The 23448-nt window shown below is 35.4% G+C and carries 17 protein-coding genes and 3 pseudogenes; 11 read left to right on the top strand and 9 right to left on the bottom strand.

From position 1 onward, the window contains the following. Positions 1–291: 291 nt before the first annotated feature. The gene (locus AC3WVZ_RS02780; RefSeq protein ID WP_233935986.1) at positions 292–1758 is read right to left on the bottom strand and encodes a SulP family inorganic anion transporter; all 1467 of its coding nucleotides are present in this window, start codon (positions 1756–1758) and stop codon (positions 292–294) included. A gap of 187 nt (positions 1759–1945) precedes the next feature. On the opposite strand from AC3WVZ_RS02780, the gene AC3WVZ_RS02775 reads away from it, so the two are divergent. Continuing rightward, positions 1946–2410, top strand: coding sequence for a hypothetical protein (locus AC3WVZ_RS02775; protein ID WP_000954998.1), 465 nt, complete (start codon positions 1946–1948; stop codon positions 2408–2410). Between the two features lie 134 nt (positions 2411–2544). Continuing rightward, positions 2545–2742 carry a hypothetical protein gene (locus AC3WVZ_RS02770; protein WP_001098258.1) on the top strand — a complete coding sequence of 66 codons (198 nt, stop codon included), beginning with the start codon at positions 2545–2547 and terminating at the stop codon, positions 2740–2742. A gap of 551 nt (positions 2743–3293) precedes the next feature. Here the strand turns inward: AC3WVZ_RS02770 and AC3WVZ_RS02765 are convergent. Further along, entirely contained in the window at positions 3294–4850 is a 1557-nt protein-coding gene (locus AC3WVZ_RS02765; RefSeq protein WP_233935985.1) for a fatty acid--CoA ligase, read from the bottom strand. 336 nt (positions 4851–5186) lie between these two features. Beyond that, positions 5187–6677: a coproporphyrinogen III oxidase gene (locus AC3WVZ_RS02760; RefSeq protein ID WP_002025370.1), complete on the bottom strand. Its 1491-nt coding sequence runs from the start codon at positions 6675–6677 to the stop codon at positions 5187–5189. A 235-nt stretch (positions 6678–6912) separates the two neighbouring features. Between AC3WVZ_RS02760 and AC3WVZ_RS02755 the strand changes: the two genes are divergently transcribed. Further along, on the top strand, positions 6913–8616 hold the full coding sequence (locus AC3WVZ_RS02755; protein ID WP_033666542.1) for an S-layer homology domain-containing protein: 1704 nt from the start codon (positions 6913–6915) through the stop codon (positions 8614–8616). A 94-nt stretch (positions 8617–8710) separates the two neighbouring features. On the opposite strand, the pseudogene AC3WVZ_RS02750 reads toward AC3WVZ_RS02755, so the two are convergent. After that, positions 8711–8844, bottom strand: a pseudogene (locus tag AC3WVZ_RS02750) (MSCRAMM family protein); the annotation flags it as partial. A gap of 256 nt (positions 8845–9100) precedes the next feature. Next, complete coding sequence (locus AC3WVZ_RS02745) at positions 9101–9973, bottom strand: Cof-type HAD-IIB family hydrolase (RefSeq protein WP_000640431.1); 873 nt, start codon at positions 9971–9973, stop codon at positions 9101–9103. A 134-nt stretch (positions 9974–10107) separates the two neighbouring features. Here AC3WVZ_RS02745 and AC3WVZ_RS02740 point away from each other — a divergent pair, with 134 nt between their 5' ends. Further along, entirely contained in the window at positions 10108–10725 is a 618-nt protein-coding gene (locus tag AC3WVZ_RS02740; protein ID WP_233935984.1) for a DNA-3-methyladenine glycosylase, read from the top strand. Between the two features lie 262 nt (positions 10726–10987). On the opposite strand, the gene alsD is transcribed toward AC3WVZ_RS02740, so the two are convergent. Then, positions 10988–11746, bottom strand: a complete 759-nt coding sequence (gene alsD / locus AC3WVZ_RS02735; RefSeq protein WP_000215024.1) for an alpha-acetolactate decarboxylase — start codon at positions 11744–11746, stop codon at positions 10988–10990. Positions 11747–11762: 16 nt separating this feature from the next. Then, positions 11763–13076 (bottom strand): annotated as a pseudogene (alsS, locus tag AC3WVZ_RS02730) (acetolactate synthase AlsS); the annotation flags it as partial. A gap of 328 nt (positions 13077–13404) precedes the next feature. On the opposite strand from alsS, the gene AC3WVZ_RS02725 reads away from it, so the two are divergent. From AC3WVZ_RS02725 to AC3WVZ_RS02700, 6 genes and pseudogenes are all read left to right on the top strand, one after another. Next, positions 13405–14388, top strand: coding sequence for a cytosolic protein (locus AC3WVZ_RS02725; protein ID WP_233935983.1), 984 nt, complete (start codon positions 13405–13407; stop codon positions 14386–14388). 185 nt (positions 14389–14573) lie between these two features. Further along, positions 14574–16256 (top strand): S8 family peptidase, encoded by a 1683-nt coding sequence (locus AC3WVZ_RS02720; RefSeq protein ID WP_233935982.1) that lies wholly within the window; start codon positions 14574–14576, stop codon positions 16254–16256. 128 nt (positions 16257–16384) lie between these two features. After that, positions 16385–16750 carry a UCP033725 family protein gene (locus tag AC3WVZ_RS02715; protein ID WP_233935981.1) on the top strand — a complete coding sequence of 122 codons (366 nt, stop codon included), beginning with the start codon at positions 16385–16387 and terminating at the stop codon, positions 16748–16750. A gap of 227 nt (positions 16751–16977) precedes the next feature. After that, a pseudogene (gene tnpC / locus AC3WVZ_RS02710) lies at positions 16978–18382 on the top strand (IS66 family transposase). Between the two features lie 473 nt (positions 18383–18855). Beyond that, entirely contained in the window at positions 18856–19950 is a 1095-nt protein-coding gene (locus AC3WVZ_RS02705; protein WP_233935978.1) for a response regulator aspartate phosphatase, read from the top strand. Next, positions 19947–20084 (top strand): hypothetical protein, encoded by a 138-nt coding sequence (locus AC3WVZ_RS02700; RefSeq protein WP_233935977.1) that lies wholly within the window; start codon positions 19947–19949, stop codon positions 20082–20084. The genes AC3WVZ_RS02705 and AC3WVZ_RS02700 overlap by 4 nt, the downstream gene beginning before the upstream one ends. Positions 20085–20438: 354 nt before the next feature. On the opposite strand, the gene AC3WVZ_RS02695 is transcribed toward AC3WVZ_RS02700, so the two are convergent. Beyond that, complete coding sequence (locus AC3WVZ_RS02695; protein WP_233935976.1) at positions 20439–20999, bottom strand: hypothetical protein; 561 nt, start codon at positions 20997–20999, stop codon at positions 20439–20441. A 360-nt stretch (positions 21000–21359) separates the two neighbouring features. Between AC3WVZ_RS02695 and AC3WVZ_RS02690 the strand changes: the two genes are divergently transcribed. Next, positions 21360–22778, top strand: a complete 1419-nt coding sequence (locus AC3WVZ_RS02690; RefSeq protein ID WP_233935975.1) for a S8 family peptidase — start codon at positions 21360–21362, stop codon at positions 22776–22778. Between the two features lie 261 nt (positions 22779–23039). Here AC3WVZ_RS02690 and AC3WVZ_RS02685 read toward each other — a convergent pair whose 3' ends face one another. After that, on the bottom strand, positions 23040–23315 hold the full coding sequence (locus AC3WVZ_RS02685) for a hypothetical protein (RefSeq protein ID WP_233935974.1): 276 nt from the start codon (positions 23313–23315) through the stop codon (positions 23040–23042). Positions 23316–23448: the final 133 nt, after the last annotated feature.

Here is a 23448-nt window from a genome sequence, read left to right as displayed (position 1 = left end):
TTTTAAACGATAGGAATTCACTTTATCCCATTGGTTATCATAACAAATTTATTATAGGTTGAATACTTGGTTTTTTTTTCAAAATAGAAAAGAGAACCCATTTAAGCCTGTCTCTTCACAATATTTTTTCTAATTCCTTCCATTATATACGTACACACTATAACCTTTTCTGTTACTCAAAAGAGCCCTTCCTCCCTATCACTGCGATACATGTTACTAAAAACATTATAAAAATATCCCACAACTCTACATTATAATTTATGTAAGATTGTGAGATATTCTAATTACCATCTAAACACTTAAGATTTTCAATTGCTCTTTCTGTTCATCGCTTGCCATTACTGCGATTGTTTTTTCAATACTCGGATGTACTTGCTCAAGCTTTACACTTGCTCCTACTTTATTTAATTGCTCAACAAAATTTAATAAGGCCATAGCTCCTGATACATCCATATAACGCACATCTTTCATACGTAAAATAACCGGTGACTTCACATCTTGTAAAGTAGAGAAAATACGATCTACTGATAGAAAAGAGAGCGGTCCTTGAATTGTGTACGTTTCTTCTTTTTCTTTTACGATAGAAGTTTTGCGTTCTTTACATTTCACCATATATATGATGAACGAAAGAATAATACCGAATGCAACAGCAATCATTAAATCGAACTTCACCGTTACAATCATCGTTACGAGCATAACAACGACATCACCTTTAGGAGCGACATGCATCTTTTTCATGCTTTCCCAATCGAACATTCCAATACCAGTTAAAATTAAAATACCTGATAATACGGCAAGTGGAATATATTGTACGACCGAACCAAGACCCATAATAAAAACAAATAAGATAACACTATGCATACATGCCGAAAGTGCCGTTTTACCGCCACTTCTTATATTTACGATAGACCTTACAGTCGCACCTGCACCTGCTAATCCGCCAAACAATCCGCTCATCATATTACCGATACCTTGTCCGACCAGTTCTTTATTACTTTTATGACGTGTACCTGTCACATTATCCATTACGACCGATGTTAACAACGAGTCAATCGATCCTAATAAAGCAATACTAAGCGCTGGCAAAATAAGTGCTATTCCTGTTCCACTTAAAGATGGAATATGAAGCGTAGGCATCGCTTCTGGAATGGTTCCAATCTTTTCAATTACTTTATTTAGTGAAAGATTTCCGATAATCGGTAACTTTACTGTAAGTCCTTCGAGTAAGGAAGAAAATAAAGGTAGCAAAGCTGTCACACCGACTAGTGCTACTAAACTAGACGGAATCGCCTTAATCCATTTACCAGAAACAATCATTACAATAATCGTTAACACAACAAGTAAAAAACTATTTTGTACGTGCTTTATTTCGCCTAAAATAATGATTAATGCAATACCATTCATAAATCCCGAAACGACAGGATACGGAATATATCGAACGTAAGAACCGAGCTTACATACACCGAATAAAATTTGAAATAACCCTGCCATCATAAAGGCAATAAAACTTGCCTCTAACCCGTGCGTCGCAATAACTCCTGTTGCAATAACGGTAATTGGTCCCGTTGGTCCTGTTACTTGCCCAGGTGTCCCGCCAAATAACGCTGCGAATAAACCTGCTAAAATCGCACCATACAATCCAACAAACGCTCCCTCAGACGTTCCTGTCGCGGCAATACCAAATGCAATCGCAAGTGGTAACGCAACAATCGCAACAGTAAATCCTGCTAAACATTCCTTTGCTATTTTTTGAAACATAAAAAAACCACCTTTGTATAAAGTCCATGTTCCATTGTACACCTAAAAAGATACATTCGTTAGCTCACTTTTTACATTCTCGTGACGTAAACGTATTCAACGAAAAGTTTCCCCCTTATCTTTGGAAACAATTGCAACTATGCTATAATGAACAAATTAAATCTTTTACTATATACTTGGAGGCACTATGCTAACTTTTGAAGAAAAATTATCGATTATTGAATCTTTCCCAGAACTAGAAAGAAAGAACGTATCATTAAAACGTGTAAACTTCCACTTTGAAGAAAGTCGTTTAGATAAAAAGAACGTTGTATTTCATTTACACCCAAATGGAAATGGATTTGTATATGCAAGCGGTATTAAAGGTTATAAAACAGATGATAAAGGCATGGTTAACATCCGTGAGTTTTCAGCAGAGGAGTTACGTTCAGTAATTGAGAAATCAATTGACCTTCTATCACAAGAAGAAGTAGTAGCACCTGTAGAACCTGCGAAAGAAGAAGAATGGCAGAACGAAGATGGTCATATTCTTACTCTTATTTCAGAGGATGACATGTGGAACGTGTACGCTGGTGTAAACTTAGACGGTACATTCAACTCTTATCCAGAAGCTGCGGAATACCTTGATGAAGAAGGCTTTTCACGCAAATAAAAATAGAAACCTATTTCATTCAAAGACTTTTATAGTAATCAAAGAAGACACTTAAGGTGTCTTTTTTTGTTATATAAACTCCTTTCTCACACTATCTCTATTAATTTTCATAAAATGATTCAGAGGAGGTTTATATGAATACAACTGCTAAATTAATAAATTGGAAAGAACATGGCGATATGATTATTCTAGAATGTGAATTAAATGGAAAACGCTTCGAGATATCAACATATAAACAACGAATATATAATGCACACCTTTTATCAGCTGACGTTTATATTCGTTTAGACTCATCTGATAATATAATTGGAATAAATATTTATAAAAAGTAAGAAAAGCCCCCTATTCCATAGGCGGGCTTTATCTTTATTACACAACATCAGAGTATACTCTCTTTTTTCATACAGTTTATGTAATTATACATATTCATCAAAAAATACACTAAATGAATATTACATGTAGTAAAATATAACTTGTGGGCACGTTCTATAAAGCAGATTCTTTTAAAAGGCGTAACATATCAATTATTATAGGGGATGTGGCGTCACTTCGATATTGATCTCAAATCTCTTGTCTTTTGTGAACTAACAATCTAGTGTATATAGACGATTCTGCTTTATAGTGTGTGTTTACACTCATAACAAAGGGGTAATGGTAATACGGATAGATTCCGATTCGTATGAAATGAAATGGTTCAAGTCGGAGAAAGGCACCTTAGGGTGTCTTTTCTTTTTGTATTACATCCACTTTGTGTTTCCACCTTATTTCAAATGCGCTAATTAACCTTCACCAAGAAAAAATGAGAATTAACAAAGATATTGTTTCTTCTGTTTAATACAGAAAAATGCAGGATACCCCATAGATATGGGGCATCCTGCATTTTCTATTTTTTCGCACCTTTCAACGACTCCCTCAGTACAAACTTCTGCAACTTCCCGCTCGCATTACGAGGGAGTTCATCTACAAATAAATAATAACGCGGACGTTTATAATCTGCTAGTTCATCACTTTCTTTGCAATACGTTTCTAAATCAGCTTCTGTTATTGTTTCATCTTTCTTCACAATAACTGCCACAACACGCTCTCCCCATAATTCATCTGGCTCACCAAGTACCGCCACATCTAATATACCTGGATGACTATGAAGGAAATCTTCAATTTCACGAGGATAAATATTTACGCCACCGCTAATTACCATATCATCAACGCGATCAGCAACGAATAAATAACCGTCTTTATCAAAATAGCCTAGATCACCAGAATGATACCATCCTTTATACATCGATTTTTTATTCGCTTCTTCACGATTATGATAGCCAGCCATCATAGTTGGGCCGCGTAAAATAATTTCTCCCACTTCATAAGGAGGTAATACATCATCTGGTTCTGCCGGTGCATCCTCGTTCGGTTTCACAATACGAACTTCATGGCTAAAACATGGCGTGCCTGCTGAACCAGCTTTCGTAATTTGATCCTCCTCTACGAGAAATGCAACAACTGGCCCCATTTCTGTCATTCCGTATATTTGAACAAGATCAATATAAAGACGTTCTTTACATTCCTTCACTAACGCCGGTGCCATTGCTGCCCCGCCATATATACCGATTTTCATTGACGTTAAATCATACTGAGCTAAATCTTTTTGCAACAACATATTCCACATCGTCGGCGCTGCAAAGAACGTCGTAATCTTTTCTTCTTGAATCGTATGTAATACTGTTTCTGTATCAAAATGATGCAAAATAACATTCTTTCCGCCAACTTGAATGCGTGGTATGATTCCGGCATTTAATTCACCACAGTGATATAAAGGTGCAACAACAAGCCCAACGCTATCTCTATTATATTTTAGGAAATACGTACAAATCATACTATGCTCAGCCATTTCACGATGGCGATGTAACACGCCTTTCGGATGACCTGTCGTACCGCTCGTATACAGCATAGAACAATAATCCATTTCATCAATTTCGATATTTACTTTCTCAGAAGATGCTTCATTCACTTTTTCATGGTAGGAACTTGCATAGGAAGGTTTATCGTTTTCTATAGACCAAAAAGATGTATTTGGAAAATCTCTTTCAATTATAGCAACAGTTGACTCAACTGCTTTTTCAAAGACAACGACTTTCGAGGATGCGTCCTGAAGAATATAAGATACTTCTTTTGCTTTTAAGCGGAAATTAATCGGGTTAAAGATCGCTCCAATTTTCGCACAGGCTAAGTAAACGTTTACAAATTCATGGCAATTATATAAGTAAACAGATACCGTATCTCCCTTTCTTACCCCTTCTTCTAATAGAGCGTGCGCTGTTTTATTTATTTGTTCATCCCACTGTTTATACGTCCAGCGAATATTTTTTTCAGGTTCCACTAACGCCTCTTTATTTGGATACTTACCAACTGATAAATCAAAAATTCTCCCTATCGTCATATACATGCCAACAATTTCCCCCTTTTCTCTTTCATAAATCTATCATTTCGTCCATAAGTAGACATTGTCCTTTAATGATTTGACTAATTTTTCTGATTATTATCGACATAGTTTTACATACGGTGCCGCTAGATGGTAAATGTATCGGCGATTTTCCGGATATATCGGCCGTAACTTGAAATATATCAGCGATTTTCAAAATATATCAACCACAACTCAATTTATATCAGCGATTTTTCGAATATATCGACTTACCGACAAAAACTGATAAGATATAATCGGACCGCCCGTTACTGCAGGATAAAAAAGAGGTTGTTCCGACTCGGAACAACCTCTTTCTTCTTATGCAAATAGCTCTTCTAAAATTTTCAGTTTATCTTCTGTATATTTCACAAAGCCATCATTATATGATTTTGGATCTTTCGGATTCGCAAAGTGCGTAATTGCTCCCGTCTTCGGGTGAACAAATTTACTTGATGCACCACAACCAAGTCCGATAATTGATTGTACTTCTTCCATAATGACAATGTTGTAAATACTTTCTTGCGTCGGCATTGCATAACCAACGTTCTCTAAGTTACCTAAAATATTCTTTTGACGATATAGGTAATATGGTACGTAATTATGCTTTTGCGTCCACTCTTCTGCTTCATGCATCATCGCTGTAATTTCTTCGCGACCTGCTACTTTATATTTACGTTTGTTTTGCGTCATTTCAGAAGCACGTTTAAATGATAACGTATGAACTGTTAATGATTCTGGCATTAACTTTTCTGTTTCATCTAACGTATGCTTGAAGATATCTAACCCTTCACCAGGAAGACCAATAATTAAGTCCATATTAATATTGTTCATTCCCATTTCACGAGCTAAATGGTATTTCTCAATTGTTTCTTCTACAGTATGATGACGTCCAATTGCTTTTAGTGTCTCTTGATGGTATGACTGCGGATTAATACTAATACGGTCAATATTCCATTTATTTAACACTTCTAGCTTTGCTGGCGTAATTGTATCTGGGCGACCTGCCTCAACTGTTACTTCACGCACATTTTTCACATCTGGGAACGCTTCATACATTTCTTCATACAGCATATCCATCTCTTCTGCTGTAATACTTGTAGGTGTACCGCCGCCGTAATAAATCGTCGTAACTTTTACACCTTTTTCTTTTAAAAACTTACCAATTTCACGAACTTCATAATGTAAACCACCTAAGAACGAATCAACAGATCCTTGGCGTCCATTAATTGCATAAGCCGGGAATGTACAATATGCACATTTCGTTGGGCAGAACGGAATACCGATATAAATACTTACTTCTTCTTTCAAACGGTATAAATCCGGAACAACTGCTAATTGGCAATCAACAATGCGCTGAAGAAGTTCAATTTTCTCTTCATGAATTAAATAACTTTCACGAAGTTCTTGATGCGCTTCTTCTTTTGACATACCATTTTGAAGCATTTTGTGAAGAAGTTTCGTCGGACGTACTCCCGTTAAAATACCCCAGCTTTGTTCAATACCAGTTAACTGTTGAAGAACAGAAAGATATACATAAGAAACAACGTGTTTCACTTGCTTCATACGCTCTTTTTCATCTGTGAAAGCAGATAAATCTTTTGCGAATGTTTCTTCATACACATTTCCAGTCGCAACATCTGTTAAACGAGCAGATGCTTTCACATTCTCTTCAATGTGTATATCAACGATAAGATTTGCTTCCTCTTGTTCAAATCCAATCGTACTCTCTTCAAAAAATAAGCCGCCAATATTTTGTAGCGGACGTAAAAAACGATCATCTTGTAACGTTTTAATTGAAATTAACAACATTATCACCTTTTCATTTGCAAACTCTCTTTAGTTTACTTGAAGGGCGTTTGCAGGTCAATACAGAAGGTTTTACCTGTTTCTCTTACATTTTTTCAAATAATTCTTTTTATGAATATTGCTCATGTATATAGACATCATGATTTTCTCTTGTTAAAATCGATACATAGTGAAAATACAATATAAAAAGGAGGACTGTTAACACTAGATTCCACAATCTAATGTGTTAAAAACAAATATGAAAAAGAAATTTTATAGTGTATTAACTCTCTCTCTTGCATTACAAACTGTTCTTGCACCTACTTATTCATTTGCAGAGAGTGCTGAAAAATCCGCCGAAGTATATACGGAGGATCAAGTTTTTAAAAGTATTAAGGAGCATGTTAATGAGCATAGTACTCATGAAGAAGATATCGAGGTTACTGGCCAATTCCTACTATACACTTCAAAAAAACATTCATTATATACCGCGAATGATTTAAAAAACAAATCGAATATCGAGATTACAGAACAAGTCGTAACGGCGACAAAGAAAAAAGGAAATGCTTACTACATAACGACGCCAACTGGCGCTGGATGGATAGATAACAATGATAATAGCTTAGAAGTTCAAGAGATTCATAAACTATCTAACCAAAAATTAATCGTAAAAGAAGAAGCTTCCATACATGCACTTCCGTTCCAATCGTTTAAAGAAGAAGGGAAACTAGAGCCACAAGTCATTACTCCTACTGAACAAGCTGGAAATTGGTTTAAAGTCCAAATAAACGAAACAGCAAAATGGATTTATGCACCTTCTGCTACATTTGAAGGTACAAAAGCTTCATTATTAAAAAACAGTCGTACTGCTAAAAATAGTTTATTGAGATCGCCAGAAGCTCTACAAACAAACAATATTTATGGCGTTACATTTAAAGAAATGATTGTCCCAAAAGGAAATGACGATATTCGCCCTGGCTACCCAATGGTGCCTAAATATATTACGATTCACGAAACGGCTAATACAGCGAAAGGTGCTAATGCTCTAAATCATGCAAAATTCTTAGATAATCAAGCACGCGGAACAGCTGATCGTGCCGCATCTTGGCATTTCACAGTAGATGATAAAGAAATTTATCAACATCTTCCAGTAAATGAAGTTGGATGGCATGCTGGAAATAAAACTGGAAACTATGAATCTATCGGAATTGAAATTGCCGTTAATCAAGATGGAAACTATGAAAAAGCGGTAGAAAATGCCCGTAAATTGGCAGCTTATTTAATGAACGACTTAAATATTTCTCTAGATAAGGTCCAAAAACACCAATTTTGGTCAGGAAAAAACTGCCCTGCGTTTATGATTCAACGCGGACAATGGGATGCTTTCTTAAAAGGAACTGAAACATACTATAAAGAAAATCAAAAAAATCCAGTAACTGATGACATTACAGGTGGCTGGTATGAACAAGACATTCGTCAATTAGCAGCTAGAGGCATTATGCAAGGAGAAGGAAACGGCAAGTACTTCCCAGAACGTCTTGTAACGCGTGCTGAATTTGCTACATTAATTACTCGTGCTTTACAATTACCAAGTGGAAATGCTAATTTCACAGACTTAGAACAAGTACACCCATCTTTAAGAGACGGTATTAATCGTGCAGCAAGCGCAGGCATAATCCGCGGACGTGGTGATAATACATTTGATCCAAATACTACAATTACACGCGAAGAAGCTGTTATTATGATCGATCGTTCTCTAAAACACGCTGGTATTTTTGCAAAACAAGTTGAACTACCATTCGTAGACCAAAACTTAATTTACGCTAAAGAAGAAGTACAAAGAGTGTATGGATATGGAATTGTAAAAGGTAATGAATTGAATCAATTCGTACCAAAAGGACCATCACAACGTGCTCACGCAGCTGCATTTATAAACAGAATGCTTAGCGTAATTGAAGCTTAACATATTTATCATTCCATATAGATATTTTCATTTTATCTGTATTCACTTAAAAGGCATCAGAGATTATATATCTCTGATGCCTTTTATACATCCGTTAACTATTTTTAGCCATGAATCTTAAACGTATTCCTAGTAACAGAAGCATAAAACCGATGAATGGAACGTAATTTTCATATCATGTCCTTTTTCTGGTACATTAAGATTTTTTGTTCCTTCACTTGTTTTTTTATGAGCCATTAACCTTCCACCTAACTTCCTCACATGTGCCGAATTTTGAGATGGGGTCTTATCGCCAATAAAGACGGGACAAAATTAATCTAAAGAACATTTCATGTGATGTGAATTTTCCGGAAACATCCCCCACTTTACATTAGTCTTCTAAGGGACCCAAGTAAATTGTATCTGTTTCATACATAGTTAAAACGTTTCCATTCCTTTTAGTAAGCTCAACAAAAAAACGTAGCCAAAAAGCTACGTTTTTCTTTCATCGTTTCGGTGTATTTTTATGATTCTTCAAAAACGGAAGCGGGAACTGCTTACGGAAATGCTCTTTAATCATGTACTCTACACCGTTTTCACTATTTGAACGTGTAATCCAATCGGCTGCTTGCTTTAATTCTACAGGCGAGTTCCCCATCGCTACCCCAAGTCCCACGTTTTCAATAACCTCTAAATCTTCCATACTATCTCCAATCGCAACCATTTCATTTAGCGAAATATTTAAATGCTCTCCAAGCAATTGTAACCCGCGTAACTTTGATACATTTTGCGGTAAAATTTCTATTCGTTTTGAATCACATTCAACATACTCTACATCTTGGAATGCTTTTCTTAATGTATTTAGCCCGCGTTCTTTTTCACCTTTAGTTTGGAAAAGAACATCAATTTTTGGCGCCGCTACCGGATGGTCACGAAGCGCGTCACCTAACGAATCTACAAATTGAACTGGATAAAATAACGGATCTGCGCTTGATAATACAGTGCGCGCAATTAAGTTTGGTGTATTTCTCTCACGATTTCCTATCGAAAACCGTTCATGAGAAATACGTACGTTACAATCAAAGTGCTCTAACACTTGCACAATGTTAAAAGTCTTCTCTTCAGACAATCTTCTTTGAACGTACGGCTTATCTAACGTTGCTGAAACGAAAGCACCACCATGTGTCACTAATATAGAATCTAATTTTAACGCCTTTGCTACTTTATGAGCGGATTGAAAATTACGACTCGTAAATAACGTAACGTATACATCTTTTCTTTTCACAAATTCAATTGTTTCTCTTAATCCTTTTGCAATTTTTCCATTGTTGTATAGTAGTGTCCCATCTATATTAAGAGCTAGTAAGCGATAAATCATGTCGCACTCCCCCTCTTCGCTGTTGTACTCTATCCATAGTTTATGAAATAAATGTAGCAAATAGAACGAGTTAGAATTACTACTGAAAATTTGGTTTACTATATACATATACACTTAGCAAAGGAGATAGTACAATGCAGGCACCTCCTTCTTTTTATGAAGGCGATACGTTAGAAGTCGCAAAAAAATTACTCGGGCAAAAACTTGTTCATATTGTAGACGGAATAAAGCGAAGCGGAATCATTATAGAAGTAGAAGCATATAAAGGCCCAGATGATAAGGCCGCACATAGTTATGGAGGCAGACGGACAGATCGCACAGAAGTTATGTTTGGTGCACCAGGGCATGCTTACGTATATTTAATTTACGGTATGTATCATTGCTTTAACGTTATTACAGCGCCAGTGGGCACCCCACAAGGTGTTCTCATTCGAGCTCTTGAGCTGGTAGATGGAATAGAAGAAATAAAACTAGCGCGCTACAATAAGACCGAAATTACAAAAGCGCAGTACAAAAATTTAACGAACGGTCCTGGCAAACTATGCCGTGCACTTGGCATCACTTTAAAAGAACGCGGTGTATCGTTACAAAGTGATACGTTACATATTGAATTAGTTCCAAAAGAAGAACACATATCATCACAATATAAAATAACAGCAGGACCTCGTATTAATATCGACTATGCAGAAGAAGCTGTACACTATCCGTGGCGTTTTTATTATGAGGGACATCCGTTTGTTTCAAAAAAATAAGCGATATCAACAATTTTTCAAATATATCTATCGTAACTTACAATATATCAACGATTTTTCGAATATATCTATCGTAACTTACAATATATCAACGATTTTTCAAATATATCTATCGTAACTTACAATATATCAACGATTTTTCAAATATATCTATCATAACTTACAATATATCAACGGTTCGACAAGAAATATCGATTTATCGACAAATAATAACATTACGAATAAAAGAAGACTGTTCCAAAATGGAACAGTCTCTCCCTTTTTACTCCGCACCTTCCGCAGTCGCAATATTATCCTCTAAATTTTCTCTTGATAATTCAGCCGCCATAAAATCAGCTGTTTCTGGAAGTGCTAAATGCATATGAGCTTTTTGACAAATTTGGATGGTACAGTTTTCTATAACATAGTCGAAAACATGTCCGCCCCCGCTTCTTTCATCATCAATGTAATGTAAGTGGAATCCAGCTACCCCAATACCTTGCGCATAATCTGGTGTCCAAAATCCAGCAAGCGTACCTTCTGTATTTTCAAATGAAAAGATTGGTTGTGATTTCGTCACTTCAACGAGCGGTGTATACGGTTTTTCTTGTCTTGGAACAGTTCTCGTCCTTACTTCACGAAACGTACCGTCCATTCGAATACCGTAAAACAAGTTTTTACTTGGCATTAATTCATGTAATAACGCTTCAACTTCTTCACGATTCATCGGACGCTCTACCGTATAACTCATTTCTTTTTCAAAAAACGTTACAGTCGCAAATGGCGTTGTTTCTTCTGGCTCTACTTTTTCCGCTGAACCGTCTGAACGTAAATGATAAAATTCATTATCAAATGCAATCATTTCACCATCTAATTGATCAAATGTGCCGATGCCGAAATCACCATGTTTTTTCAAATCTTCAAAGCTAATTACACCATCATATATACCATCTAATAGCGCAAGCATTGTAGATGTTTGATATACTTCATTACTCGTTTTCGTTTTTTTCGCATCAATATCAATTAATTGCGCAACAGTCATCTCAAATCTGCCTCCATTAGTTTAATTGGTTTGGTAATAATTTTTCGCTTAATTTAATGTTGTCACGATAGTCAATTGGAATATCAATAATGACAGGACCATCTGCTGCTAGCGCGGATTTTAACACACCTTCTAATTCATCAGGCGTGTTAACACGAAGACCTAACGCCCCGAAACTTTCCGCATATTTCACAAGATCAACATCGCCAAACTCTGTAGCTGATGTTCTGCCGTATTTCATCATTTGTTGGAATGCAACCATATCATATGTGCCGTCTCTCCAAACAAGATGGACGATTGGAGAATTTAAACGTACCGCCGTTTCTAACTCCATCGCAGAAAATAAGAAACCACCGTCACCTGATACGGAAACTACTTTTTTACCTGGTTCTACTAAAGTAGCTGCGATTGCCCAAGGAAGTGCAACACCTAGCGTTTGCATACCGTTACTAAATAATAATCTACGTGGTTCATAAGAACGGAAACATCTCGCCATCCAAATAGAATGGGAACCGATGTCACATGTAACGGTTGTATCGTCACTAATTAAAGAACGAAGTGTACGAATCACTTGAAGTGGATGCGTAACACCTTCTGAAGGACGATTTGGAACTTCTGCTTGTTCTGATAATTTTGCGCGTAATCGTTCTAATACCGCTTCTGATTTCGTACTTAATACAAGTTTCGGTAATTTCTCCGCGATGCTATTTACCGTTAAGGCAATATCACCAATTAATTCACGCTCTGGTTGGTAATCATGGTCGATATCTGCTTGATGGTCGTCAAGATGAATAATCGTTCTGTCGCCAAGTTTATTCCAGAACTTTGGATCATACTCGATTGGATCATAACCGATAGAAATCACAAGGTCTGCTTCTTCTAGTAAAATATCACCTGGTTGGTTACGGAATAATCCAACGCGGCCGAAGAAATGATCTTCTAACTCACGTGAAATCGCACCAGCTGCTTGATATGTTTCAACGACAGGAAGTTCTGTATCCGCAATTAATTTACGAACAGCTTTCGTCACTTCATTTGTGCTCGCTCTCATACCGAGTAAAATAACTGGTAATTTCGCTGCTTTTATTTTTTCTACTACATATGTAATATCATTTGTGGGAGCGATTCCAAGCTGTGGCTTAGAAAGCGCACCAATAGACTCTACAGTTGTTTCCGCAGTCATAACGTCTTGCGGAAGACTTACTAAAGTAGCTCCCGGATTTGTGGAAGTCGCACTTCGAAATGCATTACTAAGTGCTTCTGGCACATTATCAGGATGCTCTACTTCTACGCTATATTTTGTGATTGGTTCGAATAGTGCAGCATTATCATTCCACACCAGATAATAGATGATAAAAAAATTAAAACATTTATATAATAAGCTCCGAGTTTCACCTACATTTTTTCTTTATTGATACAAAACGATATAAAAAGAAAAATATGTGGGCGAATTGTGGGCACAAACAGCAAATATAACAAAAGAGCACAGCGTGTATATAAAGTGCGTCAACACTGTATATACCGTCCACCTGAAATGCCCAGGTAAACACTTGCCATACTCTCTTGAATTATTGTACATCATGTAGGGTTTCTTTAGCAACGTTTACCAAATGATTGGTGACGTTGCTTTTTTGTTTCCAAAAAGGGAGACATAGAATATGAGAAAGAAACACATAGATGTAATAGCAACGAAAGAAGCCTTTCACAATCTTTCTACGTTTAAAAAAGTGGAAGAACTAAATAAAACTGTACGTACATACAGAGACACGATCCGTATGTCTATTAAGCGTACCGATGTACAAATTAGACTCATTACATTACTTGAAATTTTAAAGCGCCACAGTTGTAAATATGTAGGCGTTAGTTTTCTATGCAAAAATTCACTTGCTGACATGATGAACGTTTCTTATAAAACGGTGCAACGCTTAATGAAGAAACTTGTACATTTAGGCATGATTAAACAAGTTGCGATGAAACGCACAAAAGATATGCTGCAAACTTCCAATGCGATTATCATTCAACCCATTGTAGACGAACTGTCCGGCAAGGTGGATACAAAAAGCCCTACAAAGTGTCCTACCAATAAAACAAAATCTATTTCTTTAAAACAAAAGAGTAAAGATATACGTAAAGGGGACGTTTCACAATCCTTTCAACATGATATAGATTTCATCAATTACCGTGTACCACAATCTATGCGCGGAAAACTAGGACATGCTTTCGATTCAAACATGATTAATGAGTCTTTTCAAAATGCGAGAAACATTGCGAAGAAGGCTGCCAAGAAATGTAGTTTACTAGCGGATACAGATATCTTCCACAACCTTCTTGCAAATGCTTCAACTATCTTGTTCTCTAAAACGCATGAATTCGAGCATAACGGTACATTGATGAGAAATCCGATTGGCTACTTTACACGCACATTTAAAAGAATGGTCTATAACTATATCGATAGCTTTAGAGAGAAGCATATTCTCGAAAATCGTAAGACAACTGTATGCACTGGTGGCGGAATATTTTATAATTGGCTAGAGGTTGATGGCTCAAAAACACCTCCCACAAGTACAATAGACAACTCTCTTATTCCAGGTGTATATGACAAAATATCTAGTGCAGAAGCGGGTGAAATGGGGTTGTATTAAATGCGGTTGTTTTTGGTTTGCCTATTTCAATAGCATCATGAATAATTTGATGGACAAATACTACTTTGACTATTGTTTCATACTAGCATAAATATTCCTTAAGCTAACACATCTTCATGTAGTAGTATTCTGGAACCTTTTGAAATGTACAAGCATAACTTACAGTATCTATCAAAAAGGAAGTGATGACAATTAAAAAACTTATTGCCATAACACTATCACTGGGATTATCATTTTTTTCATTTGGCCCCTCTCTACATGTTCAAGCTGCTACTAAACCCTCTGTCAAAGATTCCATCATGCAATCACTTGAGCAAAATACTAACTTTACGCCAAACGAAGTTCTTGTCAAATTCAAAAAATTTGATACTCCCGAAAACTTAAAACAACTACAAAATCAATTTTCATTTGAGGTACAACATACTTTTCCATTAACTCAAATACAATTAATCAAATTTCATACAGACGTTAACATGAAAGAACTTATACAAACACTAAACCAATCACCTAATATTGAATATGCTGAACCTAATTATATCGTATCTCCTGCATCCAGTTCTAATGATAGTTATTATAACTCTTTGTGGGGATTAAAAAATATTGGTCAAAATATCCAAGGAAGCGTGGGGTCACCTAATATCGACATTAATGTAGAAGAAGCTTGGACTAAAACAGAAGGATACCCAAATATAACTATCGGTATTATTGACACAGGAATTGATATCAATCATCCTGATTTAAAAAATAATATTTGGAAAAATCCAGATGAAATACCTGGCGATGGCATTGATAATGACAATAATGGTTATATTGATGACATCTACGGCTGGGATTTTGTAAATAATAATAGTAGTGTGTACGACGGAACAGAAGATTCTCATGGTACACATGTTGCTGGTACAATCGCAGCTGCAAAAAATACTATTGGTGTTGTGGGTGTCGCACCACAAGTTAAAGTAATGTCACTGAAATTCTTAGGTACCAATGGTGGGACTATTTCAAATGCTATTAGAGCCGTTGAGTATGCTAAAAATAAAGGTGTTACAATCACCAACAACTCTTGGGGAGGCGGCGGATATAGTCAAGCCCTCTACGATGCCATTCAACAATCCAACTCTCTCTTTATTGCTGCTGCTGGAAATAATGGAAACAATGCAGATCAAACTCCTATGTACCCTGCCGCGTACAACCTTTCCAACATTCTCTCTGTCGCTTCCATTACCAACAAAGGTTCTTTATCTTCCTTTTCAAATTATGGGGAAACTTCTGTAGATGTGGCAGCACCAGGAACAAATATATTAAGTACACTTCCAAATAACTCCTACGGGTTTTATTCTGGAACTTCCATGGCAACTCCTCATGCGTCTGGTGTAGCAGCGCTAATCCAATCTGCATACCCTTCTTTTAGTCCTACCGAAATTAAAAACAAAATGATGCATACTACTTCGCCCCTCTCAACACTAACAAATAAAGTCGTAGCAGGCGGTTTAATTAATGCCGGGAAAGCCCTTCAAGCATACCAATCTATCCTCTACGAAACCGAACCTAATAATGACATTGCCAGTGCAAATACTCTACCTTTCAATACGACACTTAAGGGTTCCTTAAGTCAAAACGATGCACAAGACGTATTTAAATTAGATGTTCCTTCAAAAAAAGACCTTTCAATTTCTGTACAAAACAAAAATATCATTGGGTTAAGTTGGGTTCTTGTTCGTGCCTCTGCTCCTTCTGTATATATATCCTACCCCACTACTATGAATGAAAATACCCTTACGAGCACTTACACCGCTGAACAAGGAACCTATTATCTGATTATTTATAATTACGATGCTCAATCTGGATATTATGAAGCTCTAATCAACTAAACACTTCCAAACTACCACAAACATATCAAAGCAAATATAAATGAAAATGACTTCTGAATACGATTGAAAAAAACTTACAATCCTCTCTTAAAATTGGTATGATTTACTTATTAAAGGATGGGAGATTTTTGAGTTTAAATATGTATCTAGGAGAAATGATTAATATTGTTTCAAGAGACACTTCAGAATTAAAAAATGGATTTACACCACATCCCTTAAATAACAATCTATTAATCAAACATGTAAAAAAATCAGATTTAGATGCTGCATACAATGTTACATTATTCGCTAAATACAAAGGACACGCTTTCGGAGTATTAACTGCAAGCAACTCAAATGTAGTTATTGCTACAAATAATCCACAGGGAGGGCATCAACTAATTATATCTGTACCAGGTCGTGGGGAATTCCAAATGAAAGTAAATAAAACAGAGGTAAAATTAATTGAAAAAGTAGAACCAATCCGGGGATTTACACTAGATAAAGAGAATTAATCCTAACAATAACAACGTATCCTCTCAAAATCACAAGATTTTTGGGACATGTAAACGTAAAAAGCCGTCTCCCCACTGAAGGAAACGCTCTTTGCATCAGAATAAAATGCTTTCATAATCAAAATTCGTAACTACTCAGCCACCTTGTGGTGCCTTTTTTAATTTTACTAGTTTCATATACCTCCTATTTGTAAATACTGAGTATATCAAATAGGGAGGTGAATACTATGGTCGATCGAAAAATCATTTTAGCTACATATAAAAAAGGACCTGAAGCTGTTATTTCTTTATTTGAAGAAACATTTTCTAAGTTAGAAAAACGGATACAAGAACTAGAAAATGCTTCAAAAAAAAACTCTACAAATAGTCATAAACCACCTTCTACAGATGGTTTGCATAAGCCTGTTACAAAAAGTTTACGCAAATCGTCTCATCGTCAAACTGGTGGCCAGTTGGGCCACAAAGGGCATACGCTTGGTTTAACAGCGACTCCAGACCATACAATTACGTATTCTCCTACATATTGTACTTGTTGCCATACTTCTTTGGACAATGAGCTTGTAAAAGGATACCGCATTCACAAAGTGTATGATTTACCACCTATTCAAATAGAAGTAACAGAACATCGAGTAGAACAGAAAGAATGCCCACATTGCCATGCCATCGAAGAAGCTACGTTTCCTTCTATCGCCTCTCGTCCTGTCCAATATGGGCCAAATATAAAAAGACTGGTTCCTTATTTAACACATTATCAGTGTCTTTCCTTGAAACGCACAAAAGAATTCTTTCAAGATTGTTTTGGACATTCGATTAGCGAAGGAACTTTGATCAATCATACAAACAGTTTTTCGGCTCAATTGCAGCCCTTTCTCCAAGAAGTAAAAGAAAAAATTCTTCAATCTCCTGTTGTCCATTTTGATGAAACCGGTATGCGAGTAGAAGATAAAACACAATGGTTACATACTGCCAGTACACCGGAGGTGACATTGCAACATATTCATCAAAAACGCGGAAAAGAAGCAATGGATGCGGGAGAAATTTTACCTTCTTTTTCTGGAATTGCGATGCATGATGGTTGGAAATCGTATGATGTGTATACAGATTGTCGTCATGTATTATGTAATGCCCATCTCTTACGAGATTTGCAAGGAATTATAGATAGTACGGGACAAAAATGGGCTCAACAGATGCAGAAATTTCTAACGCAGGCGTTAACGCTGAAAAAGCAATACAAAGGAAGCCTGCCAAAAGCGGAACAACAGAATCTGTTTACCGTCTATCAATCCATATTGAAAGAACAACCAGTTCTTTCTGCGGAAGTAAAAAAGAAAGGAAAGCAGACGCCTGCCCAAAATTTATGGAATCGCTTCGTCAAATATGCTGACAGAATTCTAGCATTTTTAGAACATCCAGACATTCCATTTGATAACAATCAAGCGGAACGAGATATTCGAATGACGAAAGTAAAACAGAAAGTGTCTGGGACTTTCCGAAGTAAGAAAGGCGCAGAATCTTTTTGTCAGATACGGAGCTTTATGAGTACCATGAAAAAAACAAAAACAATCTGTCTTACAAGCGATAGGACAAGTTATAGAAACCGGAACGGTTCCCTGGAATATTACGACTTCATAAGAGAATTTCTCTATTTTATATAGATTCTTTCTCTTATTGGAGTATTTCTTTTTCATGTTTTCGAACTGAAAACATGTATTTGGCATGCCTTTTTCCCTAATTAAGCTGAGTAGTTACCAAAATTCTTTAATTTTAATTGCCAAATATGGTTTAAAAGCCACTTCAAACATTTTCTTTTCACCTGCACACTGAATATACAAAGTATCCTGACGCGTATATAGCTGTTGCACAGATTTCATATTTACTTGAAATAGACTATTTTCATAACATCAGTCTGTTGAAGATTTCTTGACAGGAAAAATTATGAGGTGTTTTTGTTTTAAAGAAAGAATAGAGTGTTATTTATGTTTATTCCACCAAAACAAAAAGAATATTCTGTTTTTTGTTGAAAAATAATTAATCCATCGTTTCTTTTATTAGAATTATGTTAACATTTAACTAACAATTAACAATACGTGGATGAGGAGGATATTATGAACGTATCATTGACAGGGAATAAACAGATTACCAAATTGCTAAATGATTGGTATGTAGAAATTCGTGCAAGACGTATAGAAAACGCCCATCATTTAAAAGAAGCAATTACATCTAAAATCTGTGACATTCAAGAAGATCAAAATTTATTACTTTTTTATTTGCTCCTTGACTTCCGTTATAAATATATTCTTGATAACGTAGGAGTATCAAAGGATAGCTTCGATAAAATTGAGGTATTGGGAATACCTACAGATAAATATTTAACTTACTATTACCATTTCTTCAAAGGGATTCACGCTTCTACAATTGGAGATTACAATGTTGCTAAAATAAACTATGAAAAAGCAGAAACACTATTATCTTATATTCCAGACAAGCTAGAACAAGCAGAGTTTTATTATAAAATTGGCGCATTCCATTACGATATTTATCAAGGTCTTTTATCTATTAAAAAAGTTACAACCGCCAAAGAGTTATTCTCTCAGCACACAGGATATGAAATTAACATCGCTTTCTGTAACAATCTTTTAGGATTAGCCTGTACACACCTAAAGGAATGGGAGTTAGCAGAGGAATACTTTGCTAATGCCATGAATACTTTTCAAAAAATAAACGCGGAAAAATTTATCCTTATGGTTCGACAAAACTTAGGGTTATTGTACGCAACTCAAAACCTTTCTCCTTTAGCAATCCGCTACTTGTCTGAAGTTAATCTAAAAATGCCTAACAACCATAAAGCTATGTTCATTCAGGCAAGAGAACACTTCAAATTAGGAGAAAATACGGAGGCAGCTGAATTCATTAATAAGGGTATAGAAATCAGTAAAAAATTAAATCACGATGAATACAGATACAGATTTAATATTTTAAAAGAAATGAACAAAAAAGCCCCTGCTATTTCACTTGAGAAAGCTGTATTAGCAGGAATGGATTACTTTAAAAGAGAATCACTCTGGGAATATGTTCAAGAATATACAGAAGTAGTAGCTATAAAATATCATAATGAAGGAAATTCTGAACAAGCAAGTAAGTATTTCTATTTAAGTTTCGAAGCAAAAAATGAAGTGTTCAAAAAGGAGGCTTTAAAATGAGGAAACTATTGAGTATCATGGGAATGGTAACAGTTTTATCCTTCACGCTAGGGATTACTCCGCAACAATCAAATAATCATCAAGCAGAGAATATTATTATTCAACAAATGGCGGACGGAAATCATGGTGGTTGATATCCGATAAGATAGCATTAAACATAACTACTCAGCTTAGTTAGACATAAAATATACTAATCACCTATAAGGAAAACATTAACAAATCTCTTCCCCCACAGAGCATCTTCTATTCATTCCGAAGATGCTCTTTATTTCTGAAAGAACATATAAGCCACACAACATATTCCTTATGGTCTTCTGCGAATTTCTCTAAGATCTTTCGTCACACTCACAAAAAAAGAAACTTTGCCCACCATTTTTAAGCGATCTCTCACAGTTCTCACAAAGCCTACAGTAATGCGAGCGATTAAATAGAAAGTATTTTAAAATTAAGAAAGCCATCGATATATCGACGGCTTTCTATATGGAATATTATAACAACAACATAAGTGACTGAGTGATCCACCATGCAGCCGTTTCGTTACCAACTACTTTCAGAACTCCTCCATACACTGCATCTTCTAATGCACCAGTATAATGCTCTACGTATTGTGCAATTGTATAAAGAGCAGCTTGTCTACCAAGCCTTTCTTTCACAGGACCTGGAAGTTCATCCCATAATTTTGTGATTGCTTTGGCAGCCCAACTTAATTTTCCACGTGTTTCAAAACTACTATCATCCTTGTTAGCTGCAGCATCTAAAAACACTTGTTTTTCTTCAGGTGTCAAATTAAAGTACGCAGCTATTCCATCTATTTTTTCAAGATCAGAAGGGCTAATAGATTGTGATGAAAAATTATTTAAGAATGATACATTATGGTTTGAGTTTTTCTCGAGAATGTTTTGACTGAAATTAGTTGTATATACAAGAGATACCGTTTCTGGTACTTGCACATTTTTACCAACTTCTTCAGCGGCTGCTTTTGTACTGATTAAACCAGTAGATAGTAATGAAACTGTTAGTGCGCTTGCAATAAATTGTTTACCTTTCAAAATAAATTCCTCCTAAAATTAAAATATAATATCTTTTTATAAAATTATCGATTTATATGCAATCCCGACTTTTAAAATTTACCATATATTTCTTCTGAATTCAATGAATTTTTGAGAAAAATATAAAATAAAGAATTATCTAACTTTAATACTTTGCTACATCAACAGAATTTTATAAAAGAGTCTACTTTAATAGTTATTGACAACTTAGTACACAGATGATATTTTTTCGTTGTAACTTTAGATTTAGATATAACCAATAACCTTAAAAGCAAAGAAGGGAGCAAAGAACTAAAAAATTATGATATCAAATATAAACACTAGCGTAGTTAATTAAGTAAGTTTAAAGGGGGAGAATTTGTGATATTATCGAAAACAAAATTAGGTATTAAGAAATTAAAACTATTTATTATACTTGCAGTATTTTTCTTTTGTGTAGCACCTATCAAAATTGTAGGATTTGCTGAAGAGGAAAAATACTATACAATTCTTTTAAAAAATAATAATGATTATAATAATGCATTGCAATTATTAAAGGAAAAAAACATTGAAGTTACTTACTCTATTGAGGAATTAGGTATATTACAAGTGCAGACGGATAAAGAAAAATTAAAAACACTTGAAAATAGTACCTTGATAGATACATACAATCCTTCACTGCGAACCTCTGGTCCAAAAATGAATATAGGTGAAGTTGTTCCAATGAATTTTCAAAGTTCTTTGTGGGATGCACAGTGGGATATGCATGGAACTACCAATAATGGGGAAAGTTATAAAATTTATTCAGGTGATAAAAACGTAACTGTGGGAATTATAGATTCAGGTTTAGATATAGAGCATCCAGATTTAAAAAATAATATTATTGAAGGCTCTAAAAATTTGGTTCCAAAAAACGGATTTCGCGGGAAAGAGCGTGATGAATCTGGTGATCCACATGAATTAACAGACAAACTAGGACATGGGACTCATGTTGCAGGTCAAGTTGCTGCCAATGGAAAAGTAAAAGGGGTTGCACCGAATGTTGGGATAAAATCATATAGAGTTTTTGGGGAACGTACAGCTGAATCTCTGTGGATTGTTAAAGGAATTATTGAAGCTGCAAAAGATGATGTTGATGTGATTAATATCAGTTTAGGAGATTACTTAATTGATGGGGTAGCTTTTCTTGAACAACAAGGCTCTAAAACAAATGTAGCTGAAATACAAGCTTTTAAAGATGCTATAGCATTCGCAGAACAGCAGGGCAGTATTGTAGTTGCAGCTGCTGGTAATAATTCATTAGATGTAAATAACAAAGATATGATGTACAAATATTTACAGAAAAAGTTACGAAATGATGGAATAAAATTAGAAGGGGCAGTATTAGATGTCCCAGCATCGTTACCTAGTGTTGTGACGGCTTCTTCTGTAGGACCTTCAAATGAACTTTCTTTATTTTCTAATTTTGGAGAAGGTTTTATTGACGTTGCAGCTTCAGGAGGAGATAATAGATTACTTGAAAAGTATGGTTTTGATATTTGGAATGAACAGCAGATGTATGAAAAGGAAAAAATAATTAGTACTGGCCCAAATCAAGATTACTTTTATGACTCTGGAAATTCAACTGCGGCCCCAAAAATATCAGGTGCGTTAGCTTTAATAGTCGGACAATGGGGATTAAAAGATAAACCTAATCAAGCTGTGGAATGTCTCTATAAACATGGGGTAGATTATATTCCAAATAGGACAAATTCATTTGGGAACGGTATCCTTAATGTGTATAAAGTGGTTAGCCACTAGATTAAATCTATTTAATCTAAAAAAGTTACCAACAAAATAGACAGGGTATTTTTAGTATTCCGAAGAATGAACATCTTTTTCTAGGAGTGTATGGCATGCGCTCCTTTCATGAGCAATTCCATCAGCCCTACATAGTATCAGATATGCAATTCCGCATTGTTTTCATTTGTTTTTTGAAAAAGAGTCCGAAGTGAACAAACTGCAATCCAATTGTTAGACAAAGTACAACAGTTGGATTGCAGTTCAAAAAGAGTGACTTTTTTAGGAGGATTTCTCAGGTATATTAGAATAAATGATTATGATCATACTAATTATATAATGTAAAGTGATAATCCAAAAATCTCTCGTAAAAAAAGCTACTACAATATGCAATGATAGGTTCGTTAAAGCGAAAAGCAAATATAAAGTAAAATCTTTTTTATCCAAAACCTTTCTGTTCATAAACAGGTAAATACACCCTATTGGTGGTAGAATAAAGCACAGAAAAAAAACAAATGCTCTTCTTAGAGACCAAGGGTATGCAAGGGGTTTTTCCATAAAATCCTCCTTTTAAGTAGTATAGTCTAATGGAATAATTCCTATTTTATCATGAAAAGTGTAATATGAGTAGATGCAAATTACGGAGAATTCATTATAGTATGACACTTCGGTATTTTCCCTCTAGAAAATC

This window comes from Bacillus sp. CPT56D-587-MTF (assembly GCF_058792335.1).
This window is presented reverse-complemented; position numbering and strand designations above follow the sequence as displayed.